The organism is Gluconobacter roseus NBRC 3990 (assembly GCF_006538885.1).
GTDB classification, from domain to species: Bacteria; Pseudomonadota; Alphaproteobacteria; order Acetobacterales; family Acetobacteraceae; genus Gluconobacter; species Gluconobacter roseus.
The window spans coordinates 342967-363752 of sequence record NZ_BJLY01000002.1 but is presented as its reverse complement, the minus strand read 5'-3'; the positions used below and the strand labels follow the sequence as shown (position 1 = coordinate 363752).

19 protein-coding genes and 1 tRNA gene are annotated in these 20786 nt (G+C 58.5%); 8 read left to right on the top strand and 12 right to left on the bottom strand.

All coding sequences use genetic code 11. The features are described 5' to 3' along the window. Positions 1–3: 3 nt before the first annotated feature. Positions 4–738, bottom strand: a complete 735-nt coding sequence (locus GRO01_RS05600) for a response regulator transcription factor (protein ID WP_062510479.1) — start codon at positions 736–738, stop codon at positions 4–6. A 161-nt stretch (positions 739–899) separates the two neighbouring features. Between GRO01_RS05600 and GRO01_RS05595 the strand changes: the two genes are divergently transcribed. After that, entirely contained in the window at positions 900–1412 is a 513-nt protein-coding gene (locus tag GRO01_RS05595) for a L,D-transpeptidase family protein (RefSeq protein WP_062510481.1), read from the top strand. Positions 1413–1418: 6 nt separating this feature from the next. On the opposite strand, the gene GRO01_RS05590 is transcribed toward GRO01_RS05595, so the two are convergent. Next, positions 1419–3227: a cation:proton antiporter gene (locus tag GRO01_RS05590; RefSeq protein ID WP_062510483.1), complete on the bottom strand. Its 1809-nt coding sequence runs from the start codon at positions 3225–3227 to the stop codon at positions 1419–1421. A 92-nt stretch (positions 3228–3319) separates the two neighbouring features. On the opposite strand from GRO01_RS05590, the gene GRO01_RS05585 reads away from it, so the two are divergent. Then, a complete protein-coding gene (locus GRO01_RS05585; RefSeq protein ID WP_083541399.1) occupies positions 3320–3844 on the top strand; it encodes a GNAT family N-acetyltransferase in 525 nt (174 codons plus the stop codon). On the opposite strand, the gene GRO01_RS05580 is transcribed toward GRO01_RS05585, so the two are convergent. From GRO01_RS05580 to GRO01_RS05570, 3 genes are all read right to left on the bottom strand, one after another. Continuing rightward, positions 3810–5183 (bottom strand): RsmB/NOP family class I SAM-dependent RNA methyltransferase, encoded by a 1374-nt coding sequence (locus tag GRO01_RS05580; protein ID WP_062510485.1) that lies wholly within the window; start codon positions 5181–5183, stop codon positions 3810–3812. The two genes, GRO01_RS05585 and GRO01_RS05580, sit on opposite strands and share 35 nt — an antisense overlap. 56 nt (positions 5184–5239) lie before the next feature. Further along, positions 5240–6733: an IMP dehydrogenase gene (guaB, locus tag GRO01_RS05575; RefSeq protein WP_062510487.1), complete on the bottom strand. Its 1494-nt coding sequence runs from the start codon at positions 6731–6733 to the stop codon at positions 5240–5242. Positions 6734–6883: 150 nt separating this feature from the next. Continuing rightward, positions 6884–6957, bottom strand: a tRNA-Gln gene (locus GRO01_RS05570). A gap of 157 nt (positions 6958–7114) precedes the next feature. Between GRO01_RS05570 and GRO01_RS05565 the strand changes: the two genes are divergently transcribed. From GRO01_RS05565 to GRO01_RS05550, 4 genes are all read left to right on the top strand, one after another. Next, positions 7115–8236: a Ppx/GppA phosphatase family protein gene (locus GRO01_RS05565; protein WP_062510489.1), complete on the top strand. Its 1122-nt coding sequence runs from the start codon at positions 7115–7117 to the stop codon at positions 8234–8236. Further along, a complete protein-coding gene (locus GRO01_RS05560; protein WP_062510491.1) occupies positions 8233–9039 on the top strand; it encodes an RlmE family RNA methyltransferase in 807 nt (268 codons plus the stop codon). The genes GRO01_RS05565 and GRO01_RS05560 overlap by 4 nt, the downstream gene beginning before the upstream one ends. Positions 9040–9820: 781 nt before the next feature. Then, positions 9821–10186 carry a hypothetical protein gene (locus tag GRO01_RS05555; RefSeq protein WP_141306873.1) on the top strand — a complete coding sequence of 122 codons (366 nt, stop codon included), beginning with the start codon at positions 9821–9823 and terminating at the stop codon, positions 10184–10186. Positions 10187–10315: 129 nt separating this feature from the next. Then, on the top strand, positions 10316–10753 hold the full coding sequence (locus GRO01_RS05550) for a hypothetical protein (protein ID WP_062510495.1): 438 nt from the start codon (positions 10316–10318) through the stop codon (positions 10751–10753). 162 nt (positions 10754–10915) lie between these two features. Here GRO01_RS05550 and GRO01_RS05545 read toward each other — a convergent pair whose 3' ends face one another. The 4 genes from GRO01_RS05545 to hpnD form a co-directional block, all read right to left on the bottom strand. Beyond that, positions 10916–11548 (bottom strand): phosphorylase family protein, encoded by a 633-nt coding sequence (locus GRO01_RS05545; RefSeq protein ID WP_062510497.1) that lies wholly within the window; start codon positions 11546–11548, stop codon positions 10916–10918. Then, positions 11548–13542: a squalene--hopene cyclase gene (gene shc, locus GRO01_RS05540; RefSeq protein WP_083541400.1), complete on the bottom strand. Its 1995-nt coding sequence runs from the start codon at positions 13540–13542 to the stop codon at positions 11548–11550. Before shc ends, GRO01_RS05545 begins: the two co-directional genes overlap by 1 nt. A gap of 73 nt (positions 13543–13615) precedes the next feature. Continuing rightward, complete coding sequence (gene hpnE, locus GRO01_RS05535) at positions 13616–14911, bottom strand: hydroxysqualene dehydroxylase HpnE (protein WP_062510499.1); 1296 nt, start codon at positions 14909–14911, stop codon at positions 13616–13618. A 5-nt stretch (positions 14912–14916) separates the two neighbouring features. Further along, a complete protein-coding gene (gene hpnD / locus GRO01_RS05530) occupies positions 14917–15792 on the bottom strand; it encodes a presqualene diphosphate synthase HpnD (RefSeq protein WP_062510500.1) in 876 nt (291 codons plus the stop codon). A gap of 136 nt (positions 15793–15928) precedes the next feature. On the opposite strand from hpnD, the gene GRO01_RS05525 reads away from it, so the two are divergent. Both GRO01_RS05525 and GRO01_RS05520 read left to right on the top strand, forming a co-directional pair. Next, the gene (locus GRO01_RS05525; protein WP_062510502.1) at positions 15929–16402 is read left to right on the top strand and encodes a cupin domain-containing protein; all 474 of its coding nucleotides are present in this window, start codon (positions 15929–15931) and stop codon (positions 16400–16402) included. Between the two features lie 81 nt (positions 16403–16483). Further along, complete coding sequence (locus GRO01_RS05520) at positions 16484–17653, top strand: pyridoxal phosphate-dependent aminotransferase (RefSeq protein WP_062510504.1); 1170 nt, start codon at positions 16484–16486, stop codon at positions 17651–17653. A gap of 24 nt (positions 17654–17677) precedes the next feature. Here GRO01_RS05520 and hpnC read toward each other — a convergent pair whose 3' ends face one another. The 3 genes from hpnC to hpnA are packed head-to-tail and all read right to left on the bottom strand — an operon-like array spanning position 17678 to position 20675. After that, the gene (gene hpnC / locus GRO01_RS05515) at positions 17678–18541 is read right to left on the bottom strand and encodes a squalene synthase HpnC (RefSeq protein WP_083541401.1); all 864 of its coding nucleotides are present in this window, start codon (positions 18539–18541) and stop codon (positions 17678–17680) included. Next, complete coding sequence (locus GRO01_RS05510) at positions 18538–19680, bottom strand: glycosyltransferase (RefSeq protein ID WP_062510508.1); 1143 nt, start codon at positions 19678–19680, stop codon at positions 18538–18540. The genes hpnC and GRO01_RS05510 overlap by 4 nt, the downstream gene beginning before the upstream one ends. Then, positions 19680–20675, bottom strand: a complete 996-nt coding sequence (gene hpnA / locus GRO01_RS05505; RefSeq protein WP_062510510.1) for a hopanoid-associated sugar epimerase — start codon at positions 20673–20675, stop codon at positions 19680–19682. The genes GRO01_RS05510 and hpnA overlap by 1 nt, the downstream gene beginning before the upstream one ends. Between the last annotated feature and the right edge of the window lie 111 nt (positions 20676–20786).

Below are 20786 nucleotides of genomic sequence, written 5' to 3'. Positions count from 1 at the left end.
CTTTCAGGCTGACAGGCTGTCGGACCCGATGACGCCACGTCCTTCCGGATCGAGACGATAACCGCCTCCTTCCGTAATCAGCAGCGATGTGCGGGCCGGATCGGGCTCGATCTTCTGGCGCAGACGATAGATATGTGTCTCGAGCGTATGGGTGGTCACAGCGGCGTTGTAGCCCCAGACCTCATTCAGGAGAACCTGACGCGCCACCGGCCGCTGACCTGCACGGTAAAGATACTTCAGGATCGCCGCTTCCTTCTCCGTCAAACGGATCCGGCGGTTGCGGGCGGTTTCGACCAGAAGCTTGGCGGACGGGCGGAATGCATATGGACCGATTTCGAACACAGCATCTTCGCTGTTCTCGAAAATCCGAAGCTGGGCGCGCAGACGGGCCAGAAGCTCACCAATGCGGAACGGCTTGGCGACATAGTCATTCGCGCCGGCGTCCAGACCGCGCACGACATCATGCTCGTCATCGGATCCGGTCAGGATGATGATCGGCATGCGGACGCCTTCGCGTCGCAGCTCAGCACAGAAATCGCGGCCATCACCATCCGGAAGGGTGATGTCCAGCAGCATGGCGTCATATCGGGCACCGGGCTTTGCAAGAAGCTCACGTGCTGTAGCGACGGAGGTTGCCTCGACAGCCTCCAGCTCGCCACCGTGCTGAAGCTGCTCGGCCAGCAGACGACGCAGTGTATCGTCATCGTCTACAATCAGGATGGGGCGGGGACCTGCCATAGTAACCTGTCTCGTTCTATCACGACGGAAAAGAAGTCACATCCGCAAAGATCGGCGTTCGTAACTCAACATCCAGTCTTTCAGCCTGTGAAGGCAAGGTAAAGAGCTGAATGCTTACAAGTCAGACTATGGCAAGGACAGCGGCAAAAGGAAACAGGATTATGGCTAAAGCTATTTTGAAAACCGCTGGAGACCGCGCTTTTCTTCACTTCCAAGGGGAAATCGTTCCGGCTTTGATTGGTCGGTACGGTCTGACTCTTGACAAGACTGAGGGAGATCTCCGCACCCCCGTCGGGGAACTGCCGCTCAGGCGTATTCTCTATCGTGCGGATCGCACAGTACGCCCAGTTTCCGGCGTCGGATTGCCTGTTGAGCCCATCGCCCCCAATGACGGCTGGTGCGACGATCCATCCCATCCTGACTATAACCGGGCCGTCACTCTCCCTCACCCCGCTTCCTGCGAAAATCTCTGGCGGAAAGACCATGCTTACGATCTCTGCATTGTGATGGGATGGAACGATGCCCCGGCCGATTCGGGACGGGGTTCGGCGATCTTTCTCCATCTGCCATCCGCCAGCGGTTATACCGAAGGCTGTATCGCCCTGGATGAGAAAGACCTGCGTGCGTTTCTGAAAGCCGGTCTCTCGCACATTACGGTGGAGGCACCGGCCTAGGTCTCGTTAAACCAGTTCGGCTGGCGGGGGCACCATGGAGACCATGTAGTCCCCCGCTTGGGGCACGGCCTTGTCGTTGTCCTCGGCCGAGCGGATCAGGATGCCGCCATCACGCCGGACCACGAGGATATCGAGCCTGTTTTCATCCGTACCGAATGACGGAGCGGTCTCTTCCGTGGCTTCCACTGCTACGAACCGCCAGCCCTGCTCGAACAGGGTGTCGAACAGGGTGTAATTCCAGGCAGGCTCGCCGAGGACCTTGCCGCGGGCATCGCGTGATAGACCATGATAGAAGTCCAGCCGCGCCACGCCCGGACTGATCTGATAGACGCGCTGACGCCCCATGGTTGGCGCTAGATGCCCACACACCATTCCGTTATAGATACCGTCCCCTGTCGTCGCGATCAGGTAATCAGCGGGACGTTCCTCGAATGATTCCTGACCATGCTGGGACAGAAGTTCTGCCCGCAGGACGGGAATATCCTGCCGTGTCGCAGGAATAAGCGCGCTGGAGCGGTTGTCCACCAGCAGAACCGGAACGCCAGCCTGCCGCAGGCATCGGGCGAAATTGATGGACCATGCGCTGGCGCCGAGAATGGCGATTGCCGGCTCGTTGGACAGCGTCAGTTTGAGCAGCCTTGCGATGGGACCAAGCGAAAACCCATGCAGGATCATTGTCACCGCAATGACTGCAAACACGGCCGGCATGATAAGGTCGGCGGACTGGTATCCTGCTTCCTTGAGACTGATCCCGGCTTCACCCGCCACGGCCGCCGCCACGATACCGCGGGGCGCAATCCAGCCGACAAACAGCTTTTCCTTCCACGGCATGCTTGTGCCCAGTGTGGAGAGGAAAATGCCCACTGGCCGTACGACAAACAGTACCACGACTGTCAGTGCGAAAATCGGGATGGAGAGCTGCGCCAGAACATCCCGATGCAGATCCGCCGTCAGCATGATGAAGAGAACCGAGACGACCAGAACTACCAGTGATTCCTTCATGCGTCGCAGTTCCGCAACGCCCGGGATCTGAAGGTTTGCCAAGGCCATGCCGAAGATCGTCACCGCCATCAGCCCCGCACCGCCCATTTCGAGATTGCACAGGGAGAAGATCACCAGCGCCATCGAAATCAGCACCGGTGTCTTGAGAATTTCCGGCATCAGATCGCGGGTGAACAGGTAGCGGATCAGATAGGCCGGCAGGATCCCTGCGGACAGCGAGACCGCAATCGCGCCCAGAAGATCGGGCAGTGTATGCGTGAAGAACACGTCCGCATGAACGTCCACATGCAGCATCATCAGCTGAAGCACGACGGCCGCCAGAATGGCGCCCAGCGGATCGTTAACGATGGCTTCCCAGCGCAGGAACGCCGCCACGCGCGGCTGAAGTTTGGCACTGCGCAGCAGCGGCAGAACGACGGTCGGCCCTGTGACGACGACGATCGCGCCGAACAGCATGGACGTGCCCCATTCCAGATGCGCGACATAATGCGCTGCCAGCGAGCCGAGCACCCAGTTGATCGGCAGTGCAAGCATCGTCAGGCGGGCGACGCCCTCACCGGCTTCGCGCAACTGGCGGAAATCCAGCGCCATGCCCCCTTCGAACACCACCAGTGCCACGAGCAGCGACACCAGCGGCCGGAACATCCACCCCATCGTCTCGGACGGATGAAGGATACCCAGCCCAGGTCCGAAGATCAGGCCGAGCGAAAACAGAAGAACAATAGCTGGAAGCCGGAAGCGCCAGGCGACCCACTGGGCCAGCATCCCCGCTCCGAAAGTCGAGGCAATGCCGATGAGAATGTCATATTGCATGGATGTTCGGGACGGGCTCCGCGTTATGGATATGAAGCGGTATCATATCGCACATCACGCTACGCGCCTAAAATGCGGAAGAATGGCCGATCATGACGACCTTGCTCCACCACACTGAAACGGATCTGCTGATCCGTCCCGCCCAATCTTTGGACCGCGAGGGCATCTGGCGGCTTCTGTCCCCCGTTCTTCGTAAAGCCGAGACATATGCCCTGCCCCGCCACTGGGGCAGACGGCAGGCACTGGCGTACTGGATGGATGTCGAGCATCGTGTCTATGTCGCGCAGACCCGAGACCATGAGATCGTCGGGACATTCTATCTTCACGCCAACCAGAAAGGTGGTGGCGCGCATATCGCCAATGCCGGTTTCATCGCCCGGTCCGGATTTGGCGCGGGCCGCCTCATGGCCGAACATGCTCTGGCGGAAGCCGTAAAACTCGGCTTCCGCGCCATGCAGTTCAATTTCGTCGTCAGCACGAACCAGCGTGCCATAGCCCTGTGGAAGTCACTGGGCTTCCGAGTGATCGGCACGCTCCCCGGAGCATTCGATCACCCGTCCCAAGGCTATGTAGACGCGCTGGTTATGTGGAAGGACCTTCTGCCTCCGGCGTCGTAGCCGCGGCTTCAGCCATCCCGGTCGTCTCTTCAGGCTTCACATCCGCCACGACCCGCTCCAACACGCAGGCAAAGAACCCGTCCGTTCCATCCCGTAGCGGCGTCAGCGAAAACTGCGCCTTGTTTCGCAGTTCGGTAGGCAGAAGTTCGGACATCTGTTCTTTCGGCAGACGCACAAAATCCGTGCGACGCTTGAGGAAGGCATCGATCTGCTGTCCGTTTTCGCAGGCCAGAAGCGAACAGGTCGCATAGATCATCCGTCCACCCGGTTTCACCAAAGATGCTGCACGATCAAGGATCTGCGCCTGTTTGATGACAAGTTCCTGAATGTCTTCGGGCGTCAGGCGCAGCCGTGCATCCGGGTTCCGGCGCCAGGTTCCGGTCCCCGAGCACGGCGCATCGACCAGCACCCGGTCGAAGCTGCCTGCTCGACGCTTGGCCCATTTGTCCCCTGACACAAGCAGATGCCGCTCGACATTATGAACGCCTGCCCGACGCAGCCGCTTGACCGCTCCGTCCAGACGTTTCTCATGCACATCACAAGCCACGATATGCCCGCGGTTTTCCATGGTCATCGCCAGTGCCAGCGTCTTGCCGCCCGCACCCGCACAGTAATCCAGAACCCGGTGCTCGCCGCGCGCATCTGCGGCCGCAACCACAAGCTGGCTGCCCTCGTCCTGGATCTCGACCAGACCATCCTTGAACGCCTGCGTCGCCGTGACAGGCTGGCGACCATCAAGTCGCAGACCCCATGGCGAAAGCTTTGTCGGTTCGGCCTGAAGCGATTCGCGGCGAAGCTCGCGGATGGCCGCCTCACGGCTTCCCTTCAGCAGATTGACGCGCAGATCGAGCGTCGGCGTTCCGAGCATGGCTTCCATCTCGTCCGGAAGCCGGTTGCCGAACGTCTCGCGCAGTGCACTGTCCAGCCAGTCCGGATATTCAAGTCGCACCGCAATAGGCTGCTTCTGGGTGGAAAGTTCTTTTCCTTCCAGTCCCTTGAGCGCCATATCTTCACGTGACGTCAGAGGCTTCTGCGCATAACGCTCGCCACTGAACAGCTTGCGGACGTTCTCCATCGTTTCCCCACCAAGGAGAAGCGATGCCGAGCACAGCAGGCGTGGTGAAATATCGCCGGAAATATCCTTAAGATGCCATTGCAGCCGTCTCCAGCCCCGCAGGACGTCCCAAACGATTGTGGAAATGGCTCGCCGGTCACCACCACCGATATAGCGGCGCTCGCGGAAAAAGGCGTTGGCTGTGGCGTCGGCTGGACGGCGGGGCGCGTTCTGGATCGCACAGAGCAGATCGATGGCGCCTGAAAGACGGGCTGCGGGGGTCATAGCGCCCCCGTAGCCCGTTTGGCCTCTCAATGCGAGAGGCTTTGATGCGGGAAGGTTCAGTCCCGGCGGTAGTTCGGGGCTTCCCGGGTAATCGTCACGTCATGGACGTGGCTTTCCCGCAGGCCTGCATTCGTGATGCGGCGGAACATGGTGCGGACCTGAAGATCAGCCACCGTGGCCGAACCCGTATAGCCCATGCCGGCCTTCAGCCCGCCGACGAGCTGATGGATGACCGGGGCCATGCTGCCCTTGTAGGGAACCTGGCCTTCGATGCCTTCCGGAACCAGCTTGAGCGTGTCGCGGACTTCCGCCTGGAAGTAGCGGTCCGCAGAGCCACGGGCCATTGCCCCCAGTGAACCCATGCCGCGATAGGCCTTGTATGACCGGCCCTGATACAGAAACGTCTCGCCTGGGCTTTCATCCGTGCCGGCAAGCAGCGAGCCCACCATGACGACATCCGCACCTGCGCCGATGGCCTTGACGATATCGCCGGACGTCCGGATGCCGCCATCCGCGATTGCCGGAACATCCAGTTCATGACACGCAGCTGCCGTTTCCATGACGGCGGAGAACTGCGGCACACCGACGCCAGCCACGACACGCGTCGTGCAGATGGACCCCGGACCGATGCCGATTTTCACGCAGTCAGCGCCAGCTGCAATCAGGGCGCGTGCGGCCTGTGGCGTTGCAACATTGCCGGCGATGATCTGAAGTCCACTGTGACGGCTCTTGAGCGTTTCCACGGCCGTCAGAACGCCCTGGGAGTGACCATGGGCCGTATCAACGACGATGACGTCCACGCCAGCTTCGGCGAGGGCTGCAGCCCGCTTGAGGCCATCTTCGCCGACGCCGACCGCAGCGGCACAGCGCAGACGTCCCTGGGAGTCCTTGATGGCCAGCGGGTGCGCGATGGCCTTGTCCATGTCCTTGACGGTGATCAGCCCGATGCAGCGCTGGTTTTCGTCAACGACCAGAAGCTTCTCGATCCGATGGCGGTGCAGAAGCGTGCGGGCTTCGTCCGGAGCTGCACCATTGAGGACCGTCACGAGGTTCTCATGCGTCATCAGGTCGCGGACGCGGGTATTCGGGTCGGTCGTGAAGCGCATATCGCGATTGGTCAGGATACCGACCAAGACGCCACTGCCGTCTTCAACAACCGGCAGACCGGACACGCCGTGGCGCACCATGATGGCCTGAACTTCAGCCAAGGTCTGGTTTGGTCCGACCGTGACCGGATTGACGACCATGCCTGATTCGAAGCGCTTGACGCGACGGACCTGCTCGGCCTGCTCCTCAATGGAGAGGTTCTTGTGGATGACGCCCATGCCGCCCTGCTGCGCCATTGCAATGGCCATGCCGTCTTCGGTCACGGTATCCATGGCGGACGACATCAGGGGGATGTTCAGTTCGATGGAGCGTGTCAGGCGGGTCCGGGTCGAGGTCTGCGCCGGTAGGACCGACGATTCAGCCGGTTCGACGAGTACGTCGTCGAATGCCAGCGCCTCGCGGATGCGCTCATTAAGATGTGTTGTGCCGGAAGATGATGTCATGCCCGCTTGCCCCCGTTACGTCATGCGTCGTGACGACGCGATGTGTGTGAACCGGAGACCAAGAGGCCGTCCGGCCGTTGGCGGGTCCTCATAGAGCACTTTACCCCCTGAGGGGAAGTCTCTTTTTTGCGGTATTTTCTGAGGATTTCTTGGCTGGGAGACCTGGATTCGAACCAGGGCTGACCGGGTCAGAGCCGGTAGTTCTACCGCTAAACTATCTCCCAAGCGGTGAGAGGGTGTTTATCAATCGCCCCCATGTGGCGCAAGAGGGATAAGGACATTTTTTTGAAAAAACGGATATTTTTCTTGCGGGTAGGGTCCCGGGGGCCGCATGCTGCTTTTCCAAGGTCCCAGATCACGGGCAAGCGGGAGCCGAAACACATGATAAGGTATGGAACGGATCACAACCTGTCAGGCCCGGTGCCTGTTCATGCGTCTGCGCGACGTACGGGTCCGTTCTTTGGTGCCATTGATCTTGGCACCAATAACTGCCGTCTCATGATTGCGGCGGGAACGCCCAATGGTTTCCGTGTCGTGGACAGCTTCAACCGCTCGGTCCGTCTGGGTGAAGGTCTGCGGGCCAGTGGTCGTCTTGCCGAAGAGTCCATGAAGCGCGCACTGGATGCCCTGCGCATCTGCGCGGAGCGTATGAAGCAGTGGCCTCTTGTCCATATGCGTGCGGTTGCGACGGAAGCCTGCCGTCAGGCGGCCAATGGTCGCGAGTTTCTGGCGCGCGTCCAGCATGAAACAGGTCTTACGATTGACATCATCACGGCGCGGGAAGAAGCGGAGCTTGCGCTAGAAAGCTGCTCTCCCCTTTTCCGTCAGCCGGAGCACAAGCCCGTTCGCGCCGATCGTGGCGTGCTGTTCGATATTGGCGGTGGGTCGACAGAAGTGGCATGGGTCCGGATCGATCCGGAACGCCAGACCCAGACCCTGATCGGCACCACCAGTGTTCCTGTGGGCGTGATTACCCTACAGGAAATGTTCGGTGAAGGTCATGGCGCATCTTATGAAACCATGGTGCAGCACGTTCAGGATTATCTGAAGGGTTTCGAGAATGTTCACCGCATCCGGCGGGAAGTGACTCATGGCAAGACGCGCCTGATCGGCACGTCCGGCACGGTGACCACGCTTGCCGGAGTTGCACTGTCCCTGCCCCGCTACAACCGTACGGCTATTGACGGTCTGACGTTGCCCGGCCTCAGCATGATGGACGCTATTGGCAGTCTGCGCAGTCTGGATCGTGATGAACTCGCGAACCATCCGTGTGTGGGAGCAGAGCGTATGAAACTCGTTCTGCCGGGCTGCGCAATCTTTGAAGCAATTCACCGCCTGTGGCCTGTTGAAGACGTAACGATTGCGGATCGGGGGTTGCGCGATGGGATGTTGCTGCGTATGGCCCGCGATCATGGTCAGCGTTCCGGCAAGGGACGTCACACGACCAGTCGCCATGCCACGCCCCGGTCACGGGGCCCATTCGGGACATATGCCACAATATGAAGCCGCCAAGATCCCGCTCCGGTTCCAGCAAGGACACGGGACCGAAGCGTATTCCGGGCAAGGCCCTGAAAAGCGCCTCCAACCCCGGTGAAAACGACGCAACGCTCGATTCCGCGACGTCACGCACTGCAAGAAACAAGACGGTCTCGCTCAAAACAGCCCGCGGTCGGACCACGGCCCAGCAGCGCTGGCTCAATCGCCAGCTGAACGATCCTTACGTCGCGGCTGCCCGCAAGCAGGGCTGGCGTTCACGCGCCGCCTTCAAGTTGATCGAAATCGACGACCGCTTCAAGCTGATCGAGGAAGGTACGCGGATCATTGATCTGGGTGCGGCTCCCGGCGGCTGGACACAGGTTGCCGTCAAGCGCGGTGCCAAAAATGTTGTCGGGCTTGACCTGCTTCCGGTTGATCCCGTCGCGGGTGCAGAAATCATCGAGGGGGATTTCACCGATCCCGAGATGCCAGACCGACTAAAGGACATGCTGGGCGGACCTGCCGATCTGGTCATGTCCGACATGGCACCGAACACGACCGGGCACGCCGCAACCGACCATATGCGCATCATGGGGCTTGCCGAAGGCGCGCTGGATTTTGCGTTTCAGGTTCTGGCCGAGGGTGGCAGCTTCATTGCCAAGGTTTTCCAAGGCGGTTCGGAAAAGGACATGCTCGCTCTGATGAAGACGGCCTTCGCGAGCGTCAAACACGTCAAGCCGCCTGCTTCGCGCAAGGAGTCCAGCGAGCTTTATGTGGTCGCGACCGGCTTCCGGCCGGAGCGTCTGGCTGAAAGCAGCAAAGCGGTTTGATGGTCCGTCTAACTGTTTCTGGCGTCTGAACGCTGATGGCGCCAGCTGGTTAGTTTCAGGCCCTATTGAGTTTTGGTGGAGGCTTTGTTTTCAGGTTCTGTAAAGAGACTGAAGATAAAAAGTCTATATTGACGAACGACCAGACAGATTGTCTGCAATTGTTTGTTTTTAGAAGCTATGGCTGTCTGCGCGTAGATAATTTCTGCTTGTTGAATGCAGTCATTTTTACAAGCCGTAGTGGTTTGCGCTGGCGTAATAACCTCAGCAATTCGGTTTTAAGATTTTCTCCTTAACCATCTGATTCGACACTATCTTATATTCTAGTGATGCATTCTGAGCCCAATAAAAGAAAGTATGAATTAATACCTCAGAAACAATAGCCTGATTAATAAAATATCTACTATCGGCTATTCATATAAAAATCCTATTTCAAAATTATGAAATTATTTTCCTATCATTGTGGTTGGGTATATTTTCAAATTATATATTTGTAGGATATGTTTCGGAGCAATTCAGCATGGATAAGGGGTGGATACCTTTCCCCTGATGTTGTTTGGGATATGTTTTTGGAAAGTTTCGGATACGATATGGATGCTGCCAATAATTCTTCTGGTGTCGCGAGATCCTGAGTTGTGTGATGCCGGATTGAAGCAGGAAATAGACCACCTGCCTCTTCATCCAACCACCAAAAATAATCCCTGTTCGGTTGAAGTCACTGGTAAAAATGAGTTTTGCCTAGTGCGTCTCGACTCTGTCGCTCTATAAAATAAGGAAAATTATCTTGAATATTATGAAAAATACACTCCGTACTCTTCTGGTTCCTGGGCTATTCTGCCTTGCATCGTGCGGTGGCGGAGAACCTTCCAAAGCCGAAGTTAAAAAATTACTCATCGAAAACGGTATTCAGCAGGCTTTTTTATTCCAGAACCCGACGCAGCAACAGAGAGACCAAGCTATCGCAACTTTGGAAAAGAAGATTGATTTGCAAAGTGTAGCTTGTAAACCTGTTGAAGGTTTCAAGAAAGTCTGGGATTGCACTGTGAATTACATGCTCAACGATGCGCCTCAGTCTGATAAAATGCGCTTCCACAGGCAGAATGATGATCATCTGGCTGTTGCTGAGGTTCCTGCTGGTACAGGAGAATAAAGTAATACTTCGATATGGAAAATCGGTTATAGTTCTTAAACAAACAAAAGCATAAAAAGAATTACATCTGCCTTCCTGTTGTAATTTAAAATAGTCTTCGTCAGGAGACTATTTTATGAAAGATATGAAATGAAAAAGCTCTTTCTCTTCTCAGCATTGGTTTTCTGTCCACTGTCGGTAAATGCTGAAGATGTGCATCAGGCAGCAACCAGGTTTGGTATTGTTGATGGTAGTGAAAGTATCATAAAATTTCATGGAAAAGTGGTTTCTCCAGAAATAGATGGTAATTTTGTAGAGAAAATAACGGAATCTGGTGGGGCAGATTATCTTCTTTTGACCCAAATGGGTGGAAGGTACTGCGATGCAATGTACCTTATAGCGAAGGTGACATCCGCAGGTGTAACCAGCCAGAAAGAGTTTGGAAATTGTTCTGAACCGAAAACACATGTGATTCCAAACAAAAGTATTGTCTTGGACTTCCCTCCTTACCAGAAGGACCCAGCAATTACGGTTGTGTACGATATCCCGACTGGGACGTTGACCCAAAATGGGAAAACAATAAAATAATTATTAGTCTTATTGTTGGATAAATAGATGTACAGATAAGTCATCTGTACATCTATCATTCACACGGAACTCTAACTGCCAAGCTTCTTGCTGAGCCTGAACAAGTTTCTTCTTTTTAAATTAATAGGCCATGCAAGAGGCAATTTCTAGCGCAGCTGTCTTTCAGGCCTGAGGTGGATTGGCCTGCAGGAATGATGTCATGGCGCGCTGTGCGATAGCCGCTTCCTTGCCCAGACGGATCAATTCACCAATCTGTAGCGGATGCCGCAACAGGGAACCCATCAAGCCTGGCACATAGACCGCGCCATCCTTGACGCTGGTCTTGACCGCGGGCGGAAGATCCCGTGTTGCGTCGTCACAGACAACACGCAAAACAGCAAAGGGAACGCCTGCATCGGCAACGACGCCACTCTCCATATCCACTGCCAGGCACTTCGTCTGCGAAAAATACCAGGCTTTTTCCAGACCCAGTTCGACCAGCACATCGCTGTGCAGAATGCCGCCACGTCGGGCATAGGCTGAACCGAATACCTGGCTCAGACCCGGATCGCAGGAAATGTCACGGTCTTCATAGCGGACATGGTCCGCCACGATGACCGTGCCAGGCGCGGCATCTGGTGAAAGGCTTCCCGCACATCCGAAAGACAGAAGCTCAGTCGCGCCTGCTTTCAGCAGACGTTCCACGCCCCTGCGCGCGCCCTCTGGCGTGGCATTGCTCAATGCCACGGGAGCATTCGGCAGAAAACGCCGGATCAGACGCGCTTCCTGTTTCAGACCTGCGAGAACACCCAGCATCAGAACCCGTACTCCACCTTGCCGCTGTTGCTCACACCGAGATTACGGTAGCGGGCCAGCGCAGTCAGCGGGAAGAACTGCTTGTAGCCGTGATAGCGCAGATAGAAGACCTTCGGGAAACCGACAGCGTTATAGGCCTCTTCCTGCCACTCGCCCTTTTCGTTCTGCTGCGAGACCAGATACGCGACACCGCGCTTGACGGCTTCGCTCTCGCGACGACCGACGGCCATGAGAGCCAGAACAGCCCAGGCCGTCTGGGATGGCAGGCTCTTCTTGTACATGCCTGCGGTGCCGCCTTCGTAGGTGGCGCAGTCTTCACCCCAGCCGCCATCAGGACGCTGAACGCTCTCGAGCCAGTTCACGGCGCGCAGAACCATCGGGTCATCATGCGGGACACCGGCGATGTTCAGTGCACACAGGACAGACCAGGTTCCGTAGATGTAATTCGTGCCCCACCGGCCAAACCAGCAGCCTTCCGGCTCCTGCTCGGAGCGCAGATAATCGAGTGCCTTGAGGATAACCGGTCGGTCGTCAGGGTCACCCAGCTGCGCCAGGAAGGAGATGCAGCGTGCAGAGACGTCGGCCGTCGGCGGGTCCAGAAGCGCGCCGTGATCCGAAAAGGGAATATGGTTGAGCAGCTCGTGATCATTGTCGATGTCGAAGGCGCCCCAGCCACCATTCGTGCTCTGCATCCCGATGATCCATTCCCGCGCACGGGAGATGGCTTCACGGTTGCCTTCCGGATCGACACGATGCAGCAGCATGCCGACAACGGCAGTGTCGTCCACATCCGGATAGTAATCGTTCTCGTACTGGAACGCCCAGCCACCGGGACGAAGGTCTGGCGCGTTGATGGCCCAGTCCCCCTTGACGTCAAGGATCTGGTGATCCCGCAACCACTCGGCACTTTTCTTCAGGGAAGCAATGGTTTCTTCGCGTTTGGTCCCAGCCGGTCCGGTTGCGGCTTCCATCATTGCCAGACCGGACAGGCCTGTATCCCAGACCGGCGAGACGCAGGGCTGGCAATAGATCTCGTCGCCATGATCGACCAGAAGATCCTGGATTGCATCCCAGGCGGTCTTTGCGCGCGGATCAGTGTCCGGAACACCCTGCGCGCGATACATCATCACGACATTGGCCATGGCCGGATAAATGGCGCCCAGCCCTCCCCGGCTCAGGCGCGGCTCGATGAAGTCGCTTGCGGCCTTGAGGGCCTTTTTATGAACGCTGCGCGGGATCAGCGGTAGAACCGGACGCAGGGCAGAGTCCAGATGCTTGAAGAGGCGGCCCCATACGGAACGATACGGTCCACGTATCCAGTCTGTGACCTCAGACGGCGGCTTTACGAACAGTTCCTGCACATGAATACCGCGCGGATTGATGGCCTTGGGCCGGAGCGCGTTGAGTACCAGCAGCGGCGCAATGACAGCGCGTGACCAGTAGGACATGTTCCAGACCGAGAAGAACGCCTTGCGTGGCAGGAGCATGAGCTCAACCGGCATCACGGGCGTTGCATCCCACGGAACTTCCCCGAACAGTGCGAGCTGGATCCGCGTGAACACGTTCGTCCGCGCTGCGCCGCCGTGATCGAGAATGGCTTCGCGTGCGATGCGCATGTGAGGAGCGTCAATATCGTCCCCGATGGCCTTCAGCGCGAAATAGGCCTTTACAGTCGCGGAAAGGTCGAACCCGCCGTCATGGTAAAGAGGCCAGCCCCCGTGGTCACCCTGAATGCGGCGCAGATAGACGCCGATCTTGGCTTGTTTCTCCGGGTCGATCCGGTCAAGATAGTGCTCGAGCAGAACATACTCGGCCGGGATCGTGGCATCCGCTTCGAGCTCATAGACCCAGTGTCCGTCCGACTTCTGCTTCCCGCCCAGCGCAGCCTGTGCGCCTTCGATGGCAAGATTGATCTCATCGGGTTCGACGGATTGGCGGGACAAGGTCTCGCTCACGCGGTCCTCCTTTTCCAGAATATCAGAATAGATCAGCATTGCTCGGTTCTCCCGACACAGGCAGTCCTGAAAGGCGGGAGCTGTGTTACAATCATGACAGTGTGAGTGCTCATCACGATCCCGTGTGCTCAATGGCGGACCGGAACCCAAGCGCCGAAACGGCCTGCAGGCCTGACTGGATCGAACCTTCGATTGTCGAGGGCAGTCCTGTCGCAGTCCAGTCCCCAGCCAGAGCCAGATTTACGAGATCCGTTTGGGGTCCGGGGCGCAGGCGGTTCTGCTCGGGCGTTGCGGCGAACGTGGCACGCTTCTCCCAGATCAGACGGGCTGGCGGCATGGCGACCGGAAGCGGCTGCGAGAGCACGGGATCAAGAGCGCGCCTGATCTCGGACCAGATTGTTGCCAGCAGCTCGCTGTTCTTGCGGTCGGCATAACGGTTGGCTGCACTGACAGTGACGGACAGCACATCACCCTTCAGGAAAATCCATTCCGAAATGCCTCCGACCAGTCCGACAAAACCGGCCTGCGCCACGACGCCGCGCGCCTGTACCGTTTGTGGAAGGCGGAAATGCGCGTTGGCGATGCTTTCGAATGCGTCCGGCGCTGGCAACGCTGGCATGAGCGACTGCGCGACAGGGCCCGGTACGGCCATGATGACCTGATCTTCCGGGCCCAGTTCGATAGGGCCGTCCGATGTTTCCAGTGCTGTGGCGCGGCCGTTCTGCTGCGTGATGGTGCTGACACGAACACCTGTGCGCACGTCGCCATGGAAGCGCCTGAGATACGCCACGGCGGGATCGATCAGCGTTTCGGACAGTCCGACTGCCGGGAACCACGGACAGCAGGCCATGCCTCCCTTGGCCAGAGACTTGCGGATCACGTTTCCAAGCAGTTGCGCGCTGCCGGTGTGGATATCCGTATTGAGGACGGAAATCGCGAACGGGATCAGCAGCCTGCGGCTCAACTGGCCAGAACTAAGGCAGGTCTCCACCGTCGTGTCCTCGCCGGCACGCAGGAAGCGCCCCAGTGAAGCCAGTTCGGAGAGTTTCATACCCGGGACGCGCCGCCCTCCCGGAAGGGCCCAGAAGGGAAGCTTTCCTTTCGAAAGGCGCAGCGTCCAGGCGAGGCTGTCCTCGAGGTCGTAATACGGAAAGATCGGCAGGCCCGGACCCGTCAAGGTGTGACGAGCGCCGATGATGTCCAGATAGCGGAATGTCAGATCATTCGCGGACAGGATCAGATGATTGCCGTTGTCGATCCGTGTATCGAGAGACCGGTCATGAAACGAACGGGCCCGGCCGCCACAGGCTGGGCCTGCCTCGTACACCGTGACCCGCGCCTGTGCTGCCAGTTCGACTGCGGCGGAGAGGCCAGCCAGACCGCCGCCGATGATGTGGACATGGCTCATGGGACTTACTTCACATATGCCGCGAGTGTACGGAGCTTTCTCCAGGGTTTGGAGACCTTTGGAGCAATATCAGGCGTTTTCCAGCCGCGTTTTTCCAGTGCGGACAGGATGGGCGCATAAGAGGCGGCCATCATGCGCGCCGGACGCATCGCCCTGCTGTTACACATCTGCATGGCCGCTCTCGCCGCCCGGAAATGGTCCTTTGCCCGCTCGGCTAGGATACGGGCGACATGATCCAGACCATGAGCATAGAGCGCTTCATGTGGGTCTTTGGGAACATCAAACCGGGTCAGAAGCTCGGAGGGAAGATACAGTCTGCCACGGGCTGCGTCCTCCGCAATGTCGCGTAGGATATTCGTGAGCTGAAGCGCACGTCCAAGATGATAGGCCACGCGCCGTGCATTGTCGGACGAGTCACCAAACACGCAGACCGAAAGCCGCCCGACCGCAGAGGCCACGCGGTCGCAATACAGATCGAGCGTCGCCTCATCCGGTGCCACGATCGGCGCGCCGCAATCCATGGCCATGCCGTCGATGACGTCGTGAAAATCCTTGGCCTGAAGCTGGTAGCGGTGAATGGCGACGATCAGGGTGCGGTCGAGCGCATCCGTGGCCACACCTTCATAGAGCCGGTCGATCCGCTGGTGCCAGTCCTGCAGGGCCGCCATCGGGTCTGCGACACCGGCGTCACCGTCCGCGATGTCGTCCACCTGACGGCAGAAGGCATAGACCGCAAACATTGCCTGACGCCGGTCTGCCGGAAGAATGCGCATCCCACGGGCGAAAGAAGTCCCGGAGGCCGTGACGATCCTCTCGACATGGTCCAGATCGGCCTGCGCGCAGGGAAGACCGGAAGAAGCGCGCATCCTGCTGAAAACCATGTCTGACCCCTGTCTCGTTTCAGAAGATCAGGGTTCTAGCCCCAAATCCCCCCGAGACAAAGACGACCTGAACGGAAAGCATGGCCATGCGTTATGGTGATGCCAAAAGGCAACACCTGAAAAGGAGTCTTTCGCCATGCGTTTCCTCGCCCTCGCGACCCCGGTCCTTCTCGCAGGCGCAATACTGGGAGGAACACTCTCAGCGCCATCTGCCATAGCGCAGACCTCATCACCCGCAACCGCCAGCGGTCATGCCGATCATCTTCTGGCCGATGATCATTCCTGGAATGGCACGCCTTACGCCCATTATCCCACGACACGCCCGATGCTCAGCATGATCCGGCTGACGATCCCGGCGCATTCCGCCCTGCCCTGGCATGTCCATCCCTATCCCAATGCCGGATACGTGCTGGAAGGAACCCTGACGATCGAGGATCGGGAAAGCGGCAAAAAGCGGACCTTCCATCAGGGTGAGGCCTTTGCGGAGTCGGTCAACGACGTTCATCGTGGCGTGACCGGAGACAGCCAGACGGTCCTGCTGCTGACCTATGCCGGATCGCCCGGAAAACCTACTTCCATTCCCCTGCCCGGCCAGCAGAAAGAATACTGAAAATATTGTCCGGGCCTGCTTTGACAGGGAAAACGTTTCGGAATTAACATGTTCCGGCCCTAGTCTGGAGTATGGCCCACAATGACCAGTCCCCTCTCTCCCGCCGCCCGTAGCGATCTTCTTGCCCGGGGATATTCCCGGCGCAGCTTCGGCCGAATTGCCACGCTTCTGGCAGCAGGCGCGACCGCACATGCCCTGACGAATTCTGCGAAGGCCGCCATCCTTCCGTCGGGTATCGATTTTGAAGGCATGACGCGTCTTGGCAGCAATGAATGCTGGACAGGACCCTTTCCTGAAGCCGCGCAGGCTGGTGCGTCCTCCGTATTCCAGAGCAACCGCTATGACCCGACTGGTCACATGCGCGACGATCTCATCAAGGCCGCGTCGGACGTCGAGGGGATCCCGCAGACTCATGTCATGACATGGTGCGGCTCATCCGACCCCCTCGCCCGTGCCATCGTCACATTCTGCTCGCCTACCCGTGGTCTTGTAACGGCAGATCCCAGCTATGAAGCGGGTTGGGTCGCGTCGGAATGGCTGAAGATCCCGCTGGCCCGTGTTCCGCTATCGGCAAAGAACGGATACCGCACGGATGTGCGTGCCATGCTGGCCGCCGATCCCAATGCTGGCGTCTATTACATCTGCTCTCCGAACAACCCGACCGGCACGCTGACGCCGCTGCGTGATATTGCCTGGCTGGTTGAGCACAAGCCGAAGGGTTCGGTCGTTCTGGTGGATGAAGCGTATATCCACTTCTCCCATGCCCCGAGCGCTGTCGAACTCGTCAGCAAAAACAAGGATGTGGTTGTCCTCAGAACATTCTCCAAGATGTTCGCCATGGCGGGTATGCGGCTTGGCCTGACATTCGCCAGACCCGACCTGCATGAGAGCATGATGCGCTATGATGGCAAGAGCGCGACCGCGATGCTTCCGGTGCCGGCGATGGCCTGTGGCACGATGAGCCTCACCATGAAATCCGCCATTGATGCGCGTCGTCAGGAGATGGTCGCGGCACGCAACATGACGTTCCAGCACCTGCGCAAGCGCGGCATCCATTTCATTCCGTCAGAAGCGAACATGTTTGTCATCGACTGGAAGAAACCGGCAGAGCCTATCAAGGACGCCTTCCTGCAGCAGAAGGTCGTAATCGGGCGCTCCTGGCCGATCTGGCCGAACGCCTCGCGGATTACCGTAGGCTCGATGGATGAAATGAAGACCTTCTGTACGGTTCTGGACCGGATCATCGCCTGATCCGGTCCAGCCCTGCCGTATGGATCAGCCTGCGGCCGGGAAATAACGCAGGGCCCGGAACAGGGCCTTCGCCCCGTCCGTTTTCGTCAGGGCCACGCGCTCCAGCAGCGGGTCCTGACGACGAAGACGCGCTGCCAGAATGTGGCACAGTTCAACGATGACGGCTGCTTCCAGCCGCATCCGGCGGTCGCGGATGAGATGCGGCAGTGCCCTCGCCTGCCTGTTGAGGCTGTCAACGCCATCGAGCATCCGGTTGAAAACACGCCGGACGCCCGGCTTGCTCCGGACCAGACGCAGATCGTCCACGCAGACGCCTTCTTCTTCCAGCCAGGGCCGCGGCACATAGCACCGGTCGAGGTCTTTCAGGTCCCCTGCAACATCCTGAAGATGATTGACGATCTGAAGCGCGGAGCACAGCGCATCGGATGGAGCCAACGTTTCCTCGGCTTCCCCATGCAGCAGGAGCAGGAAACGGCCGACGGGATTTGCCGAATATTTGCAGTAATGCAGCAGTTCGTCCCAGCTGTCGTAGCGGGTTTTTTCCGCATCCATGCAAAATGCTTCAAGAAGATCCGTCGCCGTGTCCAGTGGGACACCTGTCTTGAGCAGCACGTCGCGCAGTTTGACCGCGGTTTGCGCATCGGCGCGCTGTGGGGCCGTGATTTCTCCGCGGATGACGCCGGCCATTCCCTTGAGGCGGGCGATCTTTTGATCCGGCGTCAGTTCGGTCGTGTCCACCATGTCATCCGCGACGCGCGCGAAATTATAGTAGGTATGGACATAAGGCCGGAGCCGCGGCGCAATCAGGAGTGAGCCAACGGGAAAGTTCTCGTCGGATTTGCCTTTGGCAGAGGTGACGTCTTTCGTCCCCCAGATGCTGTCTGTCACGATGCTTCATCCGTGTAGGAACGATTTTTCCAGCGCACGCCCACTCCGCGATGGTGGTCAATGGCCGATCCGATGGTTGCCGCCATGTAGAAAGCCGCAACGAATGGCAGAGGAATGGCACGCCACAGCGGCAGGCCAAAACGGCGGAGTGTTGGCACGAATGTCAGGCACGAGACCAGATAGGTCAGAAGCCCGACCCGTCGCTCCCGTCCCTTGCCGAACAGGGCCAGATAGGCTGGCAGGAGCCAGATCATGGCCATGCCGATGATCGTTGCGATTAGCAGGACCGGCGAATACCGCAGCTGCACATAGGCGGTCCGGGCAATCATCTGCCAGACATCCTTCATGCCGCGATATGGCCGCACGGACCATGCCAGCGCACTGTGACCCAGATAGAGCCGCCCGCCCGAACGCTTCACATGCGCGGCCAGCGTGCAGTCATCGATCAGGGCGCCGCGCAGGGCGGCGATCCCGCCAATGCGTTCCAGGGCTCGCCGCCGCAGAAGAATGGTGCCGCCCGCCGCACCTGCGATCCGGGAATGCTCGCTGGCAATCCGCGAAAATGGATAGAGCATTGCAAAGAAATAGACGAAAGCCGGGACCAGAAAACGCTCCGCGCTGCTCTCGCAGTTCAGCGCCACCATTTCCGAAACAAGATCCAGATCATCTTCCCGGGCTTTTGCGACCAGTGACGCCAGATGACCCGGCGCATGCATGATGTCCGCGTCGGTCAGAAGGATATAGCCATAGGGGCCGATCCGCGTCAGGGCTTCCTGTTCGCCCTGCTGGACGGCCCAGAGTTTGCCGCTCCATCCCGCAGGGCGCTTTTTGCCCGCGATGACAGTCAGACGCTGGTGCGGATCGGGCAGAGTGCGCGCGATGTCACCCGTTCCGTCCGTGCTTTCATCATCAACAAGAATGACGGAGAGACGGCCGTCATAATCCTGTTCCAGAAGCGAGGTCAGGCAGGCCTGAATGGACTCTGCCTCGTCACGCGCCGGCACCACGACGGCGACATCGGGTGCGGATGCGGGTGTGGGTTTCTGGGGGAGAATGGGACCTTTCTGCCAGAACTTCCCGTGAAACAGCGAAAGATAGATCCAGGCTCCCAGACTGGTCAGTGCAGTTCCGAACAGCATTATTTCATCCGTCCGTGCTGACGGAACCAGGCAATGGCATCTGTCACGGCATCGCGGGCCGGGCGTGGGGAATATCCGAGTTCTTTCTTCGCCTTGTCAGAAGAGAAGAACATGAGCTTCTTGGACATGGCTAGCGTCTCACGGGTCACCCGGGGCTCAATGCCGAACCCGCGTGCGAGCCATTCGGAAACAAGGGCCACAGGGTAAAGCCAGGACTGTTTGAGCTTTATGCCGGGAGGCTTCACACCGGCGATCTGGCTGACCATGCGGAACAGGTCACCCAGCATGATGTTCTCACCGCCGAGAATGTATTTCTCGCCGATCTTTCCCCGCTCAAGCGCCAGGGCGTGACCTTCGGCGACGTCATCGACATGCACGATGTTCAGCCCGGTTTCGACATAGGCCGGCATGTTTCCGCTGGCGCAGTCGAGGATCATCTGCCCCGTCGGCGTCGGCTTGATGTCTCTCGGGCCAACCGGTGTTGAGGGGTTTACGATGATGGCCGGAAGGTTCTTTTCGCGGACCAGGCGGAGGACTTCCTGTTCGGCGCGGTATTTCGAAAGCTTGTAGATCCCGATGACCTGGCTTTCGGAAACCGGCGTGGTTTCGTCCGCCGGCACCCCGTCGCTGCGCAGTCCCAGAGCCGCAACCGACGAACAGTAAATGATCTTTTCGACCCCGGCCTCCATGGCGGCCAGCATCAGATTGCGCGTGCCTTCCACATTGGCCTTCATCATGACTTCCGGATCCGGAACCCAGAGTCGGTAGTCGGCGGCAACATGGAACAGGGTTTTGACGTTCTTCAGAGCCGGGATCAGCGTATCCGGATTGGAAAGATCGCCCACGACGAGTTCAGCATTGAGCTCAGCAATATTTGAACGGTCGGATGTCGGGCGGACCAGAAGCCTCAGGCGGTGTCCACGTTCTTCCAGGACGCGGGCGACGGCGGAGCCGACAAACCCGGTAGCCCCCGTAACGAGTGTGACATCGTTCATGGTGGCAGTGTCTCCTTGGGTCATCAGCAAAAAAGGTAGCAATGTGTGACAGCATAATCCCCCGGGCTTTTCGGGGAAAGCGTCTGCAAGGGTGGAATATTCACCCTGTGT